Source organism: Deinococcus psychrotolerans, assembly GCF_003860465.1.
In the GTDB taxonomy this organism is placed as follows: Bacteria; Deinococcota; Deinococci; order Deinococcales; family Deinococcaceae; genus Deinococcus; species Deinococcus psychrotolerans.
Window position 1 is genome coordinate 219,419 of the sequence record NZ_CP034185.1, and the last position, 17,295, is coordinate 236,713.

Annotated in this window: 15 protein-coding genes; 9 read left to right on the forward strand and 6 right to left on the reverse strand. The window is 61.5% G+C overall.

Going from position 1 to position 17,295, the window contains the following annotated elements; all coding sequences use genetic code 11:
• Nucleotides 1-30: 30 nt before the first annotated feature.
• Entirely contained in the window at nucleotides 31-1,791 is a 1,761-nt protein-coding gene (locus EHF33_RS17105) for a carboxylesterase/lipase family protein (protein ID WP_124874428.1), read from the reverse strand.
• Nucleotides 1,792-1,937: 146 nt separating this feature from the next.
• Between EHF33_RS17105 and EHF33_RS17110 the strand changes: the two genes are divergently transcribed.
• Both EHF33_RS17110 and EHF33_RS17115 read left to right on the forward strand, forming a co-directional pair.
• Nucleotides 1,938-3,116: a S8 family serine peptidase gene (locus tag EHF33_RS17110; protein WP_124874430.1), complete on the forward strand. Its 1,179-nt coding sequence runs from the start codon at nucleotides 1,938-1,940 to the stop codon at nucleotides 3,114-3,116.
• Nucleotides 3,117-3,416: 300 nt separating this feature from the next.
• A complete protein-coding gene (locus EHF33_RS17115; protein ID WP_124874432.1) occupies nucleotides 3,417-3,734 on the forward strand; it encodes a hypothetical protein in 318 nt (105 codons plus the stop codon).
• Between the two features lie 25 nt (nucleotides 3,735-3,759).
• Here EHF33_RS17115 and EHF33_RS17120 read toward each other — a convergent pair whose 3' ends face one another.
• The 3 genes from EHF33_RS17120 to EHF33_RS17130 all read right to left on the reverse strand — a co-directional run bounded on the left by EHF33_RS17120 (nucleotide 3,760) and on the right by EHF33_RS17130 (nucleotide 6,354).
• Nucleotides 3,760-4,533, reverse strand: a complete 774-nt coding sequence (locus tag EHF33_RS17120) for an SDR family oxidoreductase (protein ID WP_124874434.1) — start codon at nucleotides 4,531-4,533, stop codon at nucleotides 3,760-3,762.
• A gap of 60 nt (nucleotides 4,534-4,593) precedes the next feature.
• Nucleotides 4,594-5,391: an N-formylglutamate amidohydrolase gene (locus tag EHF33_RS17125; RefSeq protein WP_124874436.1), complete on the reverse strand. Its 798-nt coding sequence runs from the start codon at nucleotides 5,389-5,391 to the stop codon at nucleotides 4,594-4,596.
• 168 nt (nucleotides 5,392-5,559) lie between these two features.
• Nucleotides 5,560-6,354, reverse strand: coding sequence for a GntR family transcriptional regulator (locus EHF33_RS17130; RefSeq protein WP_124874438.1), 795 nt, complete (start codon nucleotides 6,352-6,354; stop codon nucleotides 5,560-5,562).
• Between the two features lie 181 nt (nucleotides 6,355-6,535).
• Here EHF33_RS17130 and EHF33_RS17135 point away from each other — a divergent pair, with 181 nt between their 5' ends.
• The 7 genes from EHF33_RS17135 (at nucleotide 6,536) to EHF33_RS17165 (ending at nucleotide 14,671) form a co-directional block, all read left to right on the forward strand.
• A complete protein-coding gene (locus EHF33_RS17135; RefSeq protein WP_124874440.1) occupies nucleotides 6,536-8,299 on the forward strand; it encodes an ABC transporter substrate-binding protein in 1,764 nt (587 codons plus the stop codon).
• Nucleotides 8,300-8,468: 169 nt separating this feature from the next.
• On the forward strand, nucleotides 8,469-9,440 hold the full coding sequence (locus EHF33_RS17140; protein ID WP_124874442.1) for an ABC transporter permease: 972 nt from the start codon (nucleotides 8,469-8,471) through the stop codon (nucleotides 9,438-9,440).
• Entirely contained in the window at nucleotides 9,437-10,543 is a 1,107-nt protein-coding gene (locus tag EHF33_RS17145) for an ABC transporter permease (RefSeq protein WP_124874444.1), read from the forward strand. The genes EHF33_RS17140 and EHF33_RS17145 overlap by 4 nt, the downstream gene beginning before the upstream one ends.
• Before the next feature lie 175 nt (nucleotides 10,544-10,718).
• Nucleotides 10,719-11,573: an ABC transporter substrate-binding protein gene (locus EHF33_RS17150; protein ID WP_124874446.1), complete on the forward strand. Its 855-nt coding sequence runs from the start codon at nucleotides 10,719-10,721 to the stop codon at nucleotides 11,571-11,573.
• A gap of 211 nt (nucleotides 11,574-11,784) precedes the next feature.
• Entirely contained in the window at nucleotides 11,785-12,597 is an 813-nt protein-coding gene (locus EHF33_RS17155; protein WP_124874448.1) for an amino acid ABC transporter permease, read from the forward strand.
• A gap of 13 nt (nucleotides 12,598-12,610) precedes the next feature.
• Nucleotides 12,611-13,834, forward strand: coding sequence for an amino acid ABC transporter permease (locus EHF33_RS17160; RefSeq protein WP_124874450.1), 1,224 nt, complete (start codon nucleotides 12,611-12,613; stop codon nucleotides 13,832-13,834).
• Nucleotides 13,835-13,897: 63 nt separating this feature from the next.
• On the forward strand, nucleotides 13,898-14,671 hold the full coding sequence (locus EHF33_RS17165) for an amino acid ABC transporter ATP-binding protein (RefSeq protein ID WP_124874452.1): 774 nt from the start codon (nucleotides 13,898-13,900) through the stop codon (nucleotides 14,669-14,671).
• 72 nt (nucleotides 14,672-14,743) lie between these two features.
• Here the strand turns inward: EHF33_RS17165 and EHF33_RS17170 are convergent, their stop codons facing one another.
• Both EHF33_RS17170 and EHF33_RS17175 read right to left on the reverse strand, forming a co-directional pair.
• Entirely contained in the window at nucleotides 14,744-15,904 is a 1,161-nt protein-coding gene (locus tag EHF33_RS17170) for an acyl-CoA dehydrogenase family protein (RefSeq protein ID WP_124874454.1), read from the reverse strand.
• A 34-nt stretch (nucleotides 15,905-15,938) separates the two neighbouring features.
• Nucleotides 15,939-17,096: a CaiB/BaiF CoA transferase family protein gene (locus EHF33_RS17175; protein WP_124874786.1), complete on the reverse strand. Its 1,158-nt coding sequence runs from the start codon at nucleotides 17,094-17,096 to the stop codon at nucleotides 15,939-15,941.
• Nucleotides 17,097-17,295 lie beyond the last annotated feature (199 nt).

Consider the following 17,295-nt stretch of genomic DNA (forward strand, 5'->3'; position numbering starts at 1 on the left):
TTGGCAACCGCCTGTCTACCCTCTAGCCCCTCAGCGCCCGTCCAGCTCATCCCAAAAAGCGCAGTGATGCTGGGCCAGAAAGTCGCCGCTCTGGGTGTTGCCCTGCGGCGCGAGCGTCAACCAATTGGGGCGCTGCGGCGTGGTGGCCCTCCATGGGGTCAGTTTTGGTGCCGACTTCGCGCCGTTGGGATTGCCGGTTTTGGCAAAATTTGTCCAGTACTGCTGCATTTGCTTAGAGAGTTGGCGCTGAGCCGGCGTGAAATCGGCGGGGTCAGCCAGTCCGCTCAGCGCCGTGCCAAACACATAAATCAGCTCGGAGGCGTGGTAAGCGCCCAAACTCGGCACGCTGCGGGTAGTGCTGAGCTGGGTTACGGCCTGCGGATCGCTGAATTCGTAAGCGTAAGTCGGCACGAAGCGGCTGAGCTGCTGGGTCACACTGGCCACTGGGCAAGCAAACAGGCCATCGGTGACGACGGCGGCGGCGGTCAAGCCGGTGGTCGGGCGCAGCGTGTCTGGATATTCTTTGATGAGGGTCAGCAGTTTGGGCGGGTTGAGAACTGTCAACAGCCCCCAGTACAGCGGCGTGCTCATGGCCCGGTCTGCACCGGCCAGATAAGCGGTGAACAGGGTGCCCTCGTCATGGTTGGTGCCGATCAGCACCGGAACATGCATAAACAGGCCGGTTTGATACGCCTGATAAGGCGAGGTGGGCAACACAGTGTCGCCGTAGACGGGCGGCAACGCCACTGCGTTGGGCGCACGGCTGCCCGGCACCGTGACGTTCATCAGTTCGGTGCTGGTTTTGCCGCGCAAGCACCCGGCTCCGGCGGGGGTATTGGGACAGCCCAAGTCTTGGGTATAGCGTGCGCCGATGTCCAGCGCTTGGCTGAGCGGCGCGGTGTTGATGCCCGCCGCGCAAGGGCCGCTTTGTAAAATGGCTTTTTGAAACAGGCCCTGCGACAAAGGTGAAGTCAGCAAGCCGCACAGCGCAATGCCGCCCGCCGATTCACCGAAAGCGGTGACATTGTGCGGGTCGCCGCCGAAAGCCGCCGCGTTGCTCTGCACCCACCGCAGCGCCGCCTGAATATCCATCAGGCCGTAATTGCCGGTTCCTTCCGGGCCGAGCGCGGGCGCGGCCAAAAAGCCCAGCGGCCCGAGGCGGTAATTGAGCGTGATGACCACCACCCCGTACTCGCGGGCCAGCACCGAGCCGTCATAAATACTGCCGGTGCCGGTGTCAAACGAGCCGCCGTGAACCCAGACCATCACCGGAGCGGCAGTAGTTTTAGGCGCAGCATTCTTTTCAGGTGTGGCACTCTCAGGCGCGGCGTTGAGTGGCGCGTACACGTTGAGATACAAACAGTCCTCGCTGCCGCTCAGCGTCCGGTCAGGGTTGCCGGTGATGGCGTTGGGCCGCTGAATACAGATGTCACCGGGGCGTGAAGCGTCGCGCCGTCCGGGCCAAGCGGGCATGGGCTGGGGGGCCTTCCAGCGCAGGTCGCCCAGCGGCGGCGCGGCGTAAGGCACGCCCAGAAATTGATTGACGCCCGCCACTTCGCGCCCGCCCAACAGTCCTGAGGTCACACTCGCCTGAATGATGGTGCCGGGATCGGGAAGCGCTAGATTGTCTGCTGGTTGGGTAGATTCAGGTCGAGTCGGTACGGTTTGTGGGGTGAGCGGCGCAGTTTGGGGTGCGGCCTGAGGTGAGGAGGGTGGTGCCGACTCCTGAGCGTGGGTGAAGCCGCCCAGCAGAGCAAAAAAGCCAAGTAAAGTTCGAACGTGCACTCGCATGGCCCAGTGTGCGCTGTCCAGCCGTTGACTTAATGTCAGCTCAGAGAAGGTCGGCTTTACTTCTTCTTCACTTTTGTGGATCAGCTCCCGAATCTCTTTCGGCTTGGCCGTGCTGCCATTGCCACTTTTGAGCGACAATCAGCGTTATGGAACTCTTGCTGCGCGAAAATCCCCAATACGTGATCGTGTTCGAGTCGGCGACTGGCGACAATGAAACCGTGCTGGCCCGCGTGCTGAACGTGGCTGAGTTGGCCGGCCCCGCCGCGCAAGGCCGCACCTCGCGTACCATTTTGCAGCAGCGCAACGGTGTTCACGCCCGCGTATATTCACGCTTGGCGGTGGCGGTGGCCAACCTGACCCCGCAGCAAGTAGACGAGTTGATGGCCGCGGTGGCCCGTAATCAGCGCCGTCACCTGCCGCCGCTGGTGCTGCTAGATCCAGCTGGTCAGTCTGCGCTACATGCCGAAACGCTGCCTGCTTCTTCACCTGTCAACCGCGCTTTAGAACAGATCGGCCTCGACCCCGCTCGGCAAACCGTGACTGGCAAAAATATCAAGGTGGCGGTGATCGACACCGGCCTCGATTTGATGCATCCCGACTTTGCCGTACTGCCCGGCAACAGCCAGAGCTTTGTGCCGGGCGAACCGGACGTGCAAGACCAAAACGGACACGGAACCCACTGCGCGGGCGTGATCGCAAGCAAGGCGGTGTCGGCGGGCGGCTTCCGTTACTCGGTGGCTCCAGATGCCGAACTGCTGATTGCCAAAGTCCTCGATCAGTACGGGCACGGCTACGACGATCAGATTCTGGACGCGATCGACTGGGCCGCCGATCAGGGTGCAGACATCTTGTCCATGAGCCTTGGCAGCGCCCGGCAAGTCGGACAGCCTTACAGCGACCCCTACGAGCGGGTGGCGTCCACGCTGCTTTCGCAGGGCATTTTGCTGATCGCGGCGGCGGGCAACGAGAGCCAGCGCCCAGCTTTGATCGCTCCGGTGGGTAACCCGGCGGCCTGTCCGTCTATTTTGGCGGTGGCGGCGGTGGATGGCCGCGACCAACCGGCGTTCTTCAGTTGCGGAGCGGTGGACGCAGTCGGCAGTGTGGAAGTGGCCGCGCCGGGCGTCGGCGTGTACTCGGCGTGGGTTGGCGGCGGTTACAAGCGGATTTCCGGCATCAGCATGGCGACGCCGCATTATCTACAGCAGTTTCCTGAGCTTTCGGGCCAAGCTTTGTGGAACAGCCTCAAACAGCACGTCCGCCAGGTCGCCGCGCCCGCCACCGATGTGGGCGTGGGCGTGGTTCAGGTGCCACCCCCACAAGTATGAAGTTCTATGAAGTGAAGTGAGCGAAAAGGGGCGACTATGTCAGGGTCGCTCCTTCTTTTGGTTCATATTTTTGGGAATTAGCAGCGATATTCCCTTCGCTTTTCAGGCCATTTAAAGATTGAGAACCGTCTTTGCACTCGACTGTTCGGCAATTGTTCTGCTTAGATCATAATATAATATCCGTATTATATTAAAGCACACTTTCCTTGAAGAAGACGCAGAGAGCCCAAAGAACTTTCGTGTGTTGGCAGCAATTGGACGCGGTTTTTGGATTAAGCTGTAACATGGAGGCCCGTTACGATGTCCAGTCCAGCACTCACCAAACAACCTGCTCAGGCCGAACGAAACCAGCCGCTTCAGGGACAAAGCAGTTCAAAAGGGCGCAAAGTTCAAAAAGTGCACGTCACTTTGAGAGCTGAGGTCTGCGCTTCACCTGCCGCTTTGCAAGAAACGTTGCAGCACATTGAGCGGGTGGCGGGCTTGGTGAGTCAAAATACCCGCCGCGTGGAGCGCTACGGCATTCTTAGCGGTGAAATGGACGCGGCCCGCATTCCTGATTTGGAAGCGGTGCAGGGCGTGCAGTCGGTGAGTTTAGATGAGTTGCAACGGGCACTTTGACCTAGTTTCTCAAGAACCCGGTGTCTCAGGCGGGCTGTGTTTCGGCCAGCCAAGTTTCAAACGTCTTGCGCCCCCGCGCCGCTTGAGCATCAGTGAGTGCGCCGCCCGCAATGGCTTTAAAGACAGGCAGAGGCAAGTTCAAGGCTTTGACGGGCTTGGATTTTTTGCTGGCTCTGAGGTGCTGGCGGGCCAAGTGTTCTAGGGTCAGCACCTGCGGCCCCACCCATTCTTCCACGCCGGGTTGACCTCTGAGGGCGTGCTGAGCGAGTGCGGCGGCCACTTCGCCGATGTCTACAGGTTGCAGCGTTCCCACTGGAACCACAACGAGCGGCCCGCGTTCCAAACTGCTGAGCAACCCGGCCACGAACGGATGAAACTGGGCGGCGCGGAAGATGGAGAAGGGCAAGCCGCTCTCTGCCAGCATGGCCTCGGCCTGCACTTTGGCAGCGTAATAGCCAAACCCCGGCACCCGCGCCGCGCCCACGATCCCGACCTGGATAAAGTGACGCGCCCCCGCCGCGAGGCTGTAACTGTGGAGCCGCGCCACCCCCGCCAGATCGCGCTTGGGCCGCTGCGGGTCGTGGGCGGTGTGAACAACGGTGTCTATATTTCTGAAGGCGTCCGCCAAGCCCGCGCCGCTGACGTAATCGCCCTGCGCCCACTCGTAAGCGGGATCAGGGTGACTTGGAAGCTGCCGAGTCAGGACGCGTACCCTCAACCCCTCTTTCACCAGTTCACGCGCCACCCGTTGCCCCAGCTTTCCCGTTCCGCCGGTCAGAAGTACCCGTTGATTGGTCATCTGCTCACCTCCGGTTCAGTCTTGGTCTTGAGCGATGCCCCACCAATTTGCCGCTTTGATTTAGCCCACCACCGCCAGCGCTGAGTCGGCAAACACCTCAAACGCCGCGTTGAGCCTTGCCAACTGCTGAGGCCGCACCTGACCGTCCGGCGTGAGGTAAAGACCCGCGTTGACTTCTATTCCAAAGGCCGCCGCGCCACTTTGACGGGCGTGGCGCACGCTGATGGCGTCGGCGCTCCACGGATCATTGACAGCGACTTGCGTAAAGGTTTCGCCGGTCAGCACCTGCGCGAAGGCTTGTTCGGCGGCGTTTTGAAGGGCCGTGAATTGGGCTGCTGGAAACGAGGGTTCGGCGGGCGTGCCGAGCATCAAGGTGATGCCGGGGCGCGGCTTTCCGGTGTCTGGGCCCAGTGACGGGCCGTAGGGAGCCATGCTGTGGCCCACAATCAGTAGGCGCTTGCCGATCAGCGCCGCACTCAGGCCCGCTTCAAAAGGATCCCAAATCGCCCTGAGCCGCGCTTCTCTGGCTTCCGGCGAGAAGCTGAATCCTGAGGGGTACAGCGGCGAGCGGGCAAAATCAAAGAGTTTGAGCACACCGTTGTCGCTCTCATCGTCGCGCTCGCGGTTGAGGTCGGCGGCAAAGCGGCTCCAGGGTGCGCTCAGGTGCGCGGCGTTTGGCACATTGAAAATCAAGTCGGTATACGGGTCGCCTTCCAAGAAGACGCGGCGCAAAAAGGCTTCGCGCTTGTCGGTATCAAAAGCGTCTGCGCCCAGCATGATTCGCAGCACTTCCGGCGGCAGCGCCCCAGACGAATGCGGAGTAACGATGAGCAAGTCAGAGCGGTGAGCGCTAGGCATGAGCTGAGGGTAGAGCATTGTGCCGGATAGCGCCATCAAATGAACCGAGTCTGACCTGACCGACCCGGTTGGTCTGGCGCTTGCAAAAGGGGACACGTCAGTGAACGGACTGGAAGTCAACACGCTGCTTAGGATCAAGGCATTGAACCGATTTCAGCGGCTGCCGTCTTACGTCCCCGCTTCGCGCAGCTCCATCACGAAGTCGTAGCGGTCGCCCCGGTAAGAGGCGCGGGCCAGTTCCACTGCTCTTCCCGCCGCGTCCCACGCCACCCGCTCGGTGGACAGCAGAGCCGCGCCCAAAGGCACACCCAGCAGCTCAGCCAACTCCTGATCGGCATTGACGGCCCGCAGTTGCCGCAGAGCACGCACTGGAGCCGCGCCGCGCTGCTGCATCAAGGCATATAAACTCACGTCCTGCACGTCGGCGGCGCTGAGAATGCCCAGCCGCTCGGCGCTCAGAATGCTCTCCTCGACGGCCAGCGCTTCCCCGCCAGCCGTGCGCAGCCGCCGCACCCGGTAGACCCGCTGACCCGGCGAGAGGCCGAGCTGCATGGCTTCTTGCGGGTTGGGGTGGCCCGCGCCAAAACTCAGCACCTGCCCGCCCGCGCTCAGGCCGCGTGAGTGCATGTCTTCGGTAAAGCTGGTCAGGCGCGATAAGGGATGCTGGATGCGCTCCGGCCCGCTGGCGGCCACAAAGGTGCCGCTGCCGTGCCGCCGCACCACCAAGCCGCGCTCGGCCAGCTTGAGGGTGGCTTGGCGCACCGTGACCCGCGAGACGCCCAGCCTCGCGGCCAATTCGCGCTCGGCAGGCAGAGCGCTTCCGGCAGGGTACTCGCCGCGCTCGATGGCGGCTTGCAGCGCTCCGGCCACCTGCAAGTAGCGTGGGCTCGACGACAGCCCCGCCCCGCTCGGCAAGGCCGCTGCAAGCGCTGAGGGCACTGGAGAAGAAAGGCGGGCAGGCATCTTCATTTACCGTACCACTTCCGTACCAACTGGGAGCAGGAACACGCCGATTACCGCTGACCACGCTTGCAAGTGGTCTAGGAATGGTCTTATAGTGGGCGGCAGCTTCAGTTGAAATTCAGTTCGGATCGGTTCGCTTTCCCCGCGTTCAGCCCCTTCACCTACTTTTTGGAGGTTCTCCATGACATACCGCTCCACGTTCTCTTCCACGTTGCTGACTTCTACGGTGCTGCTCAGCGCCCTGATTCTGGTTGGCAGCGCCGCCGCCGCGCCCAAGAAAATGGCGGCCTATCCCAAGCTCGGCGTCACCACCGGCAAGGCGGGGGGCAACTACACGTTGGCCCTCGGCGACAGCCCGCAGAGTCTGATGTACTACGGCGTGATTGACAACAACCTCGGCCTGATCGCCCAGCAGCTCTTTGACGGTCTGGTGGAGTTCAACCTCGACACCTACAAGCTTGAACCCGCGCTGGCCGAGTCGTGGACGATCAGCCCCGACGGCAAAGCGTACACCTTCAAGCTGCGTCAGGGCGTCAAGTGGAGCGACGGCGAGGCCTTTAACGCCGACGACGTGGTGTTCACCTATCAGCAGCTCATCATGAACCCCGAGGCGCGGGCCGGAGACGCGGCCAGCTTCATGCTCGGCGGCAAACAGATCACGGTGGAGAAGGTGGACGCGGGCACGGTGCGCTTCAACTTGCCGCAGCCCAGCCCGACCTTTCTGTTGCAGCTCCGCAATTTCATCATGCCGCAGCACAAACTCGGCAAATATAAGGGTGCGGACGTCAACAACGCTTGGCCCACCACCACCCCGCCTGCCGATATCGTGGGCACCGGGCCGTTCAAGTTGCAAGGCTACACGCCGGGTCAGAAAGTCAGCTTGGTGCGCAACCCCAACTACTGGAAAGTCGACAGTGCTGGCAACAAGCTGCCTTACCTCGCTTCGCTGGACTTCCTGATTATCCGCGATCCGCAGGCGCAGGTCGCCTCGTTTCTGGCGAGCAACATAGACCAGATCAACATTTCCGGCGCTCAGTTTCCCGACCTCAAGCAAAAAGAAGTGGCGGGCGCAGCCTTCAAGGTCATTCGCAGTCAGGCGCTGTTCGGCAGCCCGCCCTTCTTGGCGTACAATTTCGACGCCGCCGACCCCGCGCTGGCTAAAATCTTTTCCGATACCCGCTTCCGGCGTGCCATGCAAACGGCGATTAACCGCCCGCGCATCATTGACACGGTGTACAACAGCCTCGCCACCTTGCCGGGACACGGCGTTGCGCCAGTCAACACTGCTTTCTACATCAAGACGACTGCCCAGCTCGGCAAATTCGATCTGGCCGCCGCTGGCAAGGCGCTCGACGCGCTGGGCCTTAAAGACACCGACGGTGACGGCGTCCGCAATATCAGCAAGGGCAAGAATCTGGAATTCGATCTGACCTACGGCACCGATTCCAGCGTTTACCCGCCGATGGCGACTATTTTGCAGAGCGATTTTAAACAAATTGGCGTCAAGGTCAACCTCAAGGGCGTTTTGTCGAGCAAGCTCCTCTCGACCGGCCTGAGCGGCGACTGGCAGGTGATTCTGGCAGCCTTTGGCGATCAGCCCGACCCCGAACTCCGCAAGCCGATCTGGCAACCCGGTGGAGCGCTGTACTACTGGCACCGCAGCTTGCAACCCGCCAAAGACGGCGAAACACCCAACCTCGCCAAGATGCAGCCGTGGGAAAAGCAGATCTACGACATCTTCGACAAAGGCAGCGTCACCACCGACAAAACCCAGCGCAAGGCCCTGTATGCCCGCTGGCAGAACCTGTTTGCCCAGAACCTGCCGGTCACGCCGATTGCCAAGCCCGACAACATCGGAGTCATCAGCAATAAGTACGGCAATTACATCTACAACCTCGGTGTGATTCCCGGCTACAATCCGGTGCCGCTGGTGTACCAGAAGTAAGACTTACCGCGTACAACGTGTGGCTTGTGGGAAAGGCGCGGCCTTTTTTGCTAAGCCACATGTTTGGTTTTGACAAGTGTTCAAGAATGAATCCCGCTGAGGTGGCCCCAACCATGCTTGACCCGATGTTGTCCCGTTCACACCCCATCAGCCACGCGCCGCACGCCGAATGCTGATCTTCGCTCTGCGGCGCATTCTCGGCATGATTCCCACCCTGCTGATTATCAGCGCGGTGTGTTTTACCGTGATTAAACTTCAACCCGGTTCGTTTACCGATCAGTACCTCGAAGACCCGCGTTTCACCAAGGCCACTGTAGAGGCTATTACCCGGCAGCTCGGCCTCGACCAGCCCGCCATCGTGCAGTACGGGCGGTGGCTGTGGGGCGTCATCACGCGGCTGGATTTCGGCTTTTCGTTTGCGTCCAACGCCCCGGTGATTACCCAGATCGGTCAGCGGCTGGGCTGGACGGTGTTTATCGCCCTGCTGACCTTGCTGGTCTCGTGGATTGTCGCCGTGCCGCTGGGCATTTACACCGCCTTTAACCGTCACGGCGTGGCGGCGAGCGTGGCGAACTTTCTGGGCTACGTGGGCCTGGCCGTGCCGGACTTTTTGCTGGCGCTGCTGCTGGTCGTTCTCACGCTCAGGCTGGGCAGCCGCAATGTGGGCGGCCTGTTTTCGCCGGAGATGATCGACGCGCCTTGGTCGTGGGCCAGACTCGGCGATCTGCTGGCCCACCTGTGGATTCCGGTGCTGGCGGTGGGGCTAGAGGGCGTGGCGGGCCTGATGCGCCAGATGCGGGCCTCGATGCTCGACGTGCTGTCGCAAGACTATATAAGGACGGCGCGGGCCAAGGGAGCCGCTCAGCGCACCGTGATCTGGCGTCACGCAGTCAGGAACGCCATCAACCCGCTGATCAGCCTCGCTGGGCTGAGTCTGCCGACCCTGATTTCTGGCACCATCATCATTTCGATCGTCATGAACCTGCCGACCATCGGGCCGCTCCTGTACGAATCGCTGCTCAACAAAGACCAGTACACCGCGCTGACCCTGCTGATGCTCTCGGCGGTGCTGCTGCTGATCGGCAATTTGCTGGCCGACTTGGTGCTGGCCTGGGTCGATCCACGGGTGCGGTACTCGTGACCACCCTGCCCACTCCTACGGCCGCCGCGCCCTCGCCGTTTTCGCTGGCCCTGCGCCGATTCCGCAAATCCAAGTTGGGTGTGGTGGGCGGCTGGATGCTGGTCGTGCTGTATCTCAGCGCCCTGCTCGGCGGCTTCCTCGCGCCCTACGGCATCACCACTCAGCATCAGGGCTTTGAATACCAGCCGCCTCAGCCGCTGCACTGGGTGCATCAGGGCCAATTCATGCGCCCCTTCGTCTACGGCTCCAAAACGGGACGCGATCCGGTGACGTTTGCCAAAACAAGCGTGCCTGACACTTCTACGCCCGTACCGATTGAATTTTTGGTGCGCGGTGAGCCGTACAGCTTTTTCGGGATTCAAACCACTTTGCACCTCTTCGGCGTCGATGCCGGCCCAGAAACCAATCGGTTTTACTTCCCGTTCGGCACCGACCAACTGGGCCGCGATCTGTTCTCGCGCACCTTGGTCGGCGGGCAGGTCAGCTTGACGGTGGGCGTGGTGGGTATTCTCATCAGCTTTGCCATCGGCATCGTCATGGGCGGGCTGAGCGGCTACTACGGTGGGCGCACTGACAACCTGATTCAACGCCTGGTCGAAGTGCTGCTGAGCTTTCCGAGACTGCCGATTTTGTTGGCCCTCTCGACGCTGATTCCGGCCCGCTGGCCTTCCACGTATGTCTACCTCGGCATCGTGGCGGTGCTGGCCCTGATCGGCTGGGCGAGCTTGGCGCGGGTGGTGCGCGGGCAGGTGCTCTCGGCACGCAATGTGGAGTACGTTTCAGCGGCGCAGGCGGTGGGCGCGTCGGATTTGCGGGTCATCTTGCGCCACATCGTGCCGAACCTGTCCAGTTTTCTGGTCATCACCGCCACCCTCAGCTTGCCCGGCTACATCCTCGGCGAAAGCACCCTCAGCTTTCTGGGCCTCGGCATCAAGGAACCGATGACCAGTTGGGGCCTGCTGCTCAAAGATGCGGGCAACTTGCAGACCGTCAATCTGTATCCTTGGCTGCTGCTGCCGGGAATCTTCTTATTTGTGGCGGTGCTGGCCTTTAATTTCTTTGGCGACGCTCTGCGTGACGCAGCGGATACCCAGAGCCGCTAAGAACTATCAGATTGGTCAAAATCAAATGAATTTGGTGTCTCATTTTCTTTAGAGGTGGGTCTTGGTCTCAGCGCAGCTTCCGTAAAGACGGTGTACGTCTGGGCGCAGCAAAATTCTCAGCATTCGGTATTTATGCTATCTTCATTTTATCGCTACATTATTTCAAGGAGAAATCATGACCAAATTCGCCACCAAATTGTTTGCCCTCACTGCGCTGACCCTGCTCGGCAGCGTCGCCTCGGCCGCCTCTATCCGCGATCAGATTTGCGCTGACGGCGTCTTCAACGCTGGCGTCAAATACGATAGCCCGCCTTTCGGCTTCGTGGACGAGAACGGCGACGTGACCGGTTTTGACGTTGATCTGGTCAAGGAAATCGGCAAAGACCTGACCGAAGTTTGCAAAAAGCCCATTAAAGTGGTGCTCAAGCAGGTCACCAGCAAAAACCGCATCGAGTTCGTGCAAAACGGCACCGTCGATATCGCCGCCTCCACCGCCACTGCCACCTACGGACGCATGGACACGGTGGACTTTTCCAACACCTACTTCCTCGACGGTCAGCGCCTACTGGTTCCGGCGGGCAGCCCGATCAAGAGCACCCGCGACTTGGCAGGCAAGCGGGTCGGCACCGCGCAGGGCAGCACTTCCGAACTCAACCTCAAGGCCGCCGCGCCCAAGTCCAATGTCGTGAGCCTCCAGCAGTACACCGACGCCTTCACCGCCCTCCAGCAGGGCCGGGTCGACGCCGTCAGCACCGACAGCACCATTTTGCTGGGCCTCAAGGCCAGTGCACCTGATCCCAGCAAGTACGCCATCGTCGGGCCGTTTTTCAGCTCCGAGCCGTACGGCATGATCCTCAAGCAAAACGACAGCAAGTGGCGTAACTTCGTCAACGAAAGCCTCAGCCGCACCGGGGCCGACGGCACCTACAAAAAGATTTTTACCAAGTGGTTTGGCCCCAAGACCAAGTACGCCTTGCCCGATCCCAAGCGTGCTCAGGAAATTCCCGCGCAGTTCCCCGTGCGCCGCTGATCTAAGTACGCCAATGTTTATCTTTAGATAAGCCGAGCGGAGCGAGAGATGGGAAAAGTACGGCTAGATGGGAGTGGAGGGATAGAGCGCTCTATGCGGAATCCCGAAACGGTAATCTTGCTGTACTTAAGCGTTTCTTAACCTCAAGTCGGGGGGGACGGAGCAGATGTTTCGTTCCCCTTTTTGGTGGATTCACGGCCAAAGGAGCGCCATGCAAAGAAGCGTGTATCAGCAAGTGATCGCTGTGGTGGTGGTCGTGGCCTTGGCGGTGTTTGCCTTTCTGCGGGTGCGGGCGGGTTTTGCCGCCAACAGCATCACCCTAGACTGGAGCATTTTCAGCAAGCCCAGCCAACTGACCCAGGGCACTTACCTCACCACCATCCTGATCGGGATGCTGCTGACCATCCGGCTGGCGCTGATCGGCATCGTGTTCGCCATGCTGCTCGGCACGCTGGTGGGCGTCTCAAGGCTGAGCCTCAATCCGGTGGTCAACCGGGTGGCCGCCGCCTACGTGGAGTTTTTCCGCAACACGCCCTTACTGGTGCAGATTTTCTTCTGGAACTTCGGGGTGCTCAATGTCTTGCCCGCGCCGATCAAGAACTGGTTGTTTGATCACTCGCCCGAGCAGTGGGCCGTTATCGCGGCGCTGAGCGTCTACACCAGTTCCTACATCGCCGAAACCATTCGCGCCGGGATTCTCAGCGTGCCCAAAGGCCAGACTGAAGCGGCCAAGTCGCTGGGTCTGAGCGGCTCGCAGGTGCTGAGCCTCGTGACCCTGCCGCAGGCGTTCCGGGCGGTGTTGCCGCCGCTGGGCAGCCAGTTTCTCAATCTCACCAAAAACTCCTCGCTGGCCTCGCAGATCGGGGTGGCCGAGCTGTTTTATTACGGCACGCAGGTGCAGAGCTACACTTTCCGGGGCTTCGAGAGCATTACCGCCATCACGGTGGCTTACCTTGTTCTCAGCTTGACCATTACTTTCTTACTCAACTTGCTCAGCCGCCGCTTGGCGCTGCCGGGCCGTTAAGGGAGCTGAATAGATGACCGTTAAACCTTCGGTTCAGCCCAGCGGCGGCGCTTCGCTGGCGTGGCTCTCGTATTTCGTGCCGGGACTGGGCCAGTTGCTGGTCGGGCAAACCCTCTACGGCGTGCAGTTTCTGGCGGCGGCCGCGCTGGTGTGGGCCATCGCCTTTCCCGTCTTGCAGGGCGGAAGCTGGGACGGGCGGGTGCTGGCCCTCATCGCCATTGCCGCGCTGCACCTCGGCGCGGGCATCACCGCCGCCGCCGATCACCGCCGCCGTCAGGGTGCCGAGTTCACCTACGCCGCCCAGCAGACCTACAAGCGTTGGTCGGTGATCGTGGCCAGCGCGGTGGTGCTGTTTATCGCCGGACTGCTGGTGCGCTGGATCGTGACTTTGCCGAGCTGGAACGAGGTGCAGCGCAACTTCTTGTTCTTGCTGATCGGGCGCTTTCGTTCCGAGCAGTTCGCCGACGAGATCTGGCGGCTGTGGGGCTTTGGGGCGCTGGTGCTGGGCGGCGGCGCGGCCTTCTTGATGACGCAGCTCAAAGCCAAATTCGCCTGGGTGCCGCTGGTACTGGGCGTCGTAATCGGCGTGGTCATGCTGTTTCCCACCATCAGCCCGCAGGTCAACATCGGCGGGCTGGCGCTCAGCCTCATTCTGGCGATTCTGGGCATCGTGGGCGCGATTCCGCTGGGCCTGCTGTTCGGAGTGGGCCGCACCAACACCTTGCCGGTGATGCGCGGCCTGAGCACCATTTACGTGGAGCTGTTCCGCAGCTTGCCGTTCATCACGGTGATTTTCTGGTTTTTCATCTTCGTGCCCTACGTGCTGGGCGAGGGGACTCAGTTCTGGGCAGTGGTGGCGGCGCTGGCGCTGTTTACCGGCGCTTACGTGGCCGAAATCGTGCGGGCAGGCATTCAGGCGCTGCCGACAGGGCAGGCCGAGGCGGCGCGGGCGCTGGGACTCTCGGGCACCCAGACTATGCTGCAAGTTATTTTGCCGCAGGCGGTTCGCAACATGATTCCGCCGCTGGTCGGGCAATTTATCAGCCTCTTCAAAGACACCTCGCTGGTCAGTATCATCGGTTTGATCGAACTGGCTGGGGCCGGGCGCATCACCGCCAACCGGGTGGTCACGGCGACCTTTGAAATTTACCTGACGGTGGCGCTGCTGTATTTCATCTTTGCTTACCTGCTCTCGCTGCTGGCCCGCAGGCTGGAAGCGCCGGCGGGAGCGCGGTAAGCTGAACACCAAGTCTACTGCCCAAGCCCATCCGCCCGACCCTTTGCCACAAGGAGCCAACCCATGACCGCGTCCCTGCAAAAACCCGCTTTACAGCCCAACGCCGAGCCGATCATCAAAGCGGTGGACGTTCACAAGAATTTCGGCAGCTTCCACGCCCTGCGCGGCGTCAACATGACCGTGCAGCCGGGTGAGGTGGTGGTCATCATCGGGCCGTCGGGCAGCGGCAAATCCACCTTCATTCGCACCATCAACCGCCTCGAAGAACACGACAAGGGCACCATCATCGTGGACGGCATCGAACTTAAAGAAGGCCAGAACCTCGACGCCATTCGCCGCGAAGTCGGGATGGTGTTTCAGTCGTTCAACCTCTTTCCGCACCTGACCGTGCTGCAAAACGTGGCGCTGGCTCCCATGCGCGTTCGCAAGACGCCCAAAGCCCACGCCGAAAAGCAAGCGATGGAACTGCTGACGCGGGTCGGCATCGAGGAGCAGGCGCTCAAGTTCCCGGCGCAGCTCTCCGGTGGTCAACAGCAGCGCGTGGCGATTGCCCGCGCCCTGGCGATGGAACCCAAGGTGATGCTGTTTGACGAGCCGACCTCGGCGCTCGATCCCGAGATGATCAAGGAAGTGCTGGACGTGATGAAGGGCCTGGCCCGGTCTGGCATGACCATGCTGTGCGTCACCCACGAAATGGGCTTTGCCCGCGAAGTGGCCGACCGGCTGGTGTTTTTCGACGAGGGCAACATCGTCGAAGACACCACCCCCGAAGAGTTTTACAACAATCCCAAACACGAGCGGGCCAAGGCCTTCCTCAGCAAAGTGCTGGGCCACTAAAAAGAGCAGCATGAGAGCGGGGCGAAAAGGCATATTGACAGCCTTTTCGCCCCGATTTCTTTGCCCTACTGACTATCCCAGAGCGTTCAAACCCGTCAGATCGCGCCCCACGATCAGCGTATGGATGTCGTGCGTGCCCTCATAGGTGTCCACTGTTTCGAGGTTGAGCATGTGGCGAATCACCGGATACTCGGTGGTAATGCCGTTACCGCCCAGCAGCTCGCGGGCCAGACGCGCACCTTGCAGCGCCACCCGCACGTTGTTGCGCTTGGCCAGCGAAACTTGCCCGAAGGTCATCTTGCCGCTGTCTTTGAGCTGCCCGAGTTGCGCCGCCAGCAAAAAGCCCGCCGAGTGATCGGTGACCATCCGCACCAGCTTGTCTTGCACCAGTTGGCGTGAGGCAATCGGCTTGGCGAAGGTGGTGCGGCTGACCGAATAATCCAGCGCCGTCTGATACACCGCCTCCAACGCGCCCATCGCTCCCCAGGCGATGCCGAAACGGGCCGAAGTCAGGCAGCCCAGTGGGCTTTTGAGACCGCCGGAGCCGGGCAGCATATTTTCAGCCGGAATGCGGCAGTCTTCCAGCACGATTTCGCCGGTGACGCTGGCCCGCAGGCTCATCTTGCGCTGAATTTTGGGCGTGGAAAAACCTTTGGCGTCCCTCGGCACGATGAAGCCACGTATCACGTCCTCGTCGTCTTTGGCCCAGACCACCGCCAGGTCGGCCACCGGGCTGTTGGTGATCCACATTTTATTGCCGTTGAGCACGTAATCGCCGCCGTCTTTGCGGGCGCGGGTCCGCATGGCGGCGGGATCGGAGCCGCCGTCGGGTTCGGTCAGGCCGAAGCAGCCGATCAGCTCACCGGACGCCAGACCCGGCAAATACTGCCGCTTTTGCTCTTCGCTGCCGTAGGTGAAAATTGGGTACATCACCAGGCTGCCCTGTACACTGGCCGCACTCCGCAGGCCGCTGTCGCAGCGCTCGAGTTCATACATCATCGCGCCGTAAGCGCTGTAACTCGCGCCAGAGCCGCCGTATTCCTCGGGCGTGGTCGGGCCGAGCAGGCCCTGAGCGCCGAACTCACGCATGACCTCGCGCACCGGCAAATCGGAGTCGTCCCACCACTCGGCAATTTGCGGCATCAGTTTGGCGTCCACGTAGCCGCGCACGCTCTGCATCACAAGCTGCTCATCGGGGCCGAGCAGCGAACGGGTTTGGAAATAGTCGAGCATGAAGTCTCCTTGAGGTAGGGTAGGGAAGAGAGATTTAAGGTTGCGTGTCTTGTCCGAGTTCGCTCAAAATCTCCTCGCTGTGCTGGCCGAGAGTGGGCGGAGCGAGGCGCACGGTGGGCGTCACTCCACCGATTTCCCACGGGGGAGCCGTGACGGTGGTATGGCCCAGTGAGGCGTGCGGAACCGTTACCGCCACGCCCCTGGCCTGCACATGCGGGTCGGCGAACACCTCGGCCATGTCATTGACTGGGCCGCACGGCACGCCCGCCACTTCCAAGCGCCGGGTGACTTCCTCGCGCCCGAAATGCGAGAGGGCCTCGGCCAGTTGACGCTCTAACTCGGGGCGCTGCTGCACCCGCCGCTCGTTGGTGGCAAAGCGCTCGTCAGCCGCCATTTCGGGTCGGTCTAGAGCCACGCCCAGTTTGCGCCACAGCGCGTCATTGCCCGCCGCGATGTTGATAAAACCGTCGCCGCATTCATATGTGCCGTAAGGCACGATGCTGCGGTGCTCGTTGCCGACGGGCACGGGGATTTCGCCAGTGGCAAGATAGCGCCCGGTTTGGCTGCTGCCCAGCGCGATGACGCTTTCGAGCAGGTTCACGTCTAAGCGCTCGCCTTGACCCGTCTTTTCGCGTTGGTAAAGGGCCGCCAGAATCGCCTGCGTTAGCAGCGCTCCCGAGAACACGTCGGCCACTGCCACGCCCACCCGCAGGGGCTGGCCGCCGGGTTCGCCGTTGTAACTCATCATGCCGCCCATGCCCTGCGCGATCACGTCGTAACCGGCCCGCTCGCGGTAAGGCCCGCTTTGTCCGAAGCCCGAAACGCTGGCGTAGATCAGGCGCGGAAACTCGGCGTGGAGTGCTTCCCAGCCGAAGCCCAGCCGCTCGAAGGTGCCGGGCCGGAAGTTCTCGACGACCACGTCGCTGCTGGCGATCAGAGCGCGGGCCGCCTCCAGACCCGCCTCACTCTTGAGATCCAGTACCAGACTGCGCTTGTTGCGGTTGACGCTCAGAAAATAGCTGGACTCGCGCCCGCTACTTGATACCTGAAACGGCGGCCCCCAGGCGCGGGTGTCGTCGCCCTGTGGCGGCTCGACCTTGATCACGTCCGCACCGAGGTCGCCCAGTAGCATGGTGCAAAATGGCCCGGTCAGCACGCGGGTAAAGTCGGCCACCCGAACGCCGGAGAGCATCACGGGCGGCCTCCTGCTGGGGAGGGGTGTGCGCCTGAATAGTCACTGGAGTGTATGGGCAAAGTCAGTCCTCATTCGTGGTTTGAGTGTTCTGGCGCTACCGTAGCACGCTTCAGGCAGCGCGACTGCGGCTCAAAACGCGGGAGGCCGACTTTGCCGTACAGCTTACGGCGCGGCCCGCTCGACCGGCCAAAACTAT

Bases quoted from the DNA above. Each gene is read 5' to 3' on its own strand.
- EHF33_RS17105 (WP_124874428.1), bottom strand. From the start codon at position 1,791: ATGCGAGTGCACGTTCGAACTTTACTTGGCTTTTTTGCTCTGCTGGGC.
- EHF33_RS17110 (WP_124874430.1), top strand. From the start codon at position 1,938: ATGGAACTCTTGCTGCGCGAAAATCCCCAATACGTGATCGTGTTCGAG.
- EHF33_RS17115 (WP_124874432.1), top strand. From the start codon at position 3,417: ATGTCCAGTCCAGCACTCACCAAACAACCTGCTCAGGCCGAACGAAAC.
- EHF33_RS17120 (WP_124874434.1), bottom strand. From the start codon at position 4,533: ATGACCAATCAACGGGTACTTCTGACCGGCGGAACGGGAAAGCTGGGG.
- EHF33_RS17125 (WP_124874436.1), bottom strand. From the start codon at position 5,391: ATGCCTAGCGCTCACCGCTCTGACTTGCTCATCGTTACTCCGCATTCG.
- EHF33_RS17130 (WP_124874438.1), bottom strand. From the start codon at position 6,354: ATGCCTGCCCGCCTTTCTTCTCCAGTGCCCTCAGCGCTTGCAGCGGCC.
- EHF33_RS17135 (WP_124874440.1), top strand. From the start codon at position 6,536: ATGACATACCGCTCCACGTTCTCTTCCACGTTGCTGACTTCTACGGTG.
- EHF33_RS17140 (WP_124874442.1), top strand. From the start codon at position 8,469: ATGCTGATCTTCGCTCTGCGGCGCATTCTCGGCATGATTCCCACCCTG.
- EHF33_RS17150 (WP_124874446.1), top strand. From the start codon at position 10,719: ATGACCAAATTCGCCACCAAATTGTTTGCCCTCACTGCGCTGACCCTG.
- EHF33_RS17155 (WP_124874448.1), top strand. From the start codon at position 11,785: ATGCAAAGAAGCGTGTATCAGCAAGTGATCGCTGTGGTGGTGGTCGTG.
- EHF33_RS17160 (WP_124874450.1), top strand. From the start codon at position 12,611: ATGACCGTTAAACCTTCGGTTCAGCCCAGCGGCGGCGCTTCGCTGGCG.
- EHF33_RS17165 (WP_124874452.1), top strand. From the start codon at position 13,898: ATGACCGCGTCCCTGCAAAAACCCGCTTTACAGCCCAACGCCGAGCCG.
- EHF33_RS17170 (WP_124874454.1), bottom strand. From the start codon at position 15,904: ATGCTCGACTATTTCCAAACCCGTTCGCTGCTCGGCCCCGATGAGCAG.
- EHF33_RS17175 (WP_124874786.1), bottom strand. From the start codon at position 17,096: ATGCTCTCCGGCGTTCGGGTGGCCGACTTTACCCGCGTGCTGACCGGG.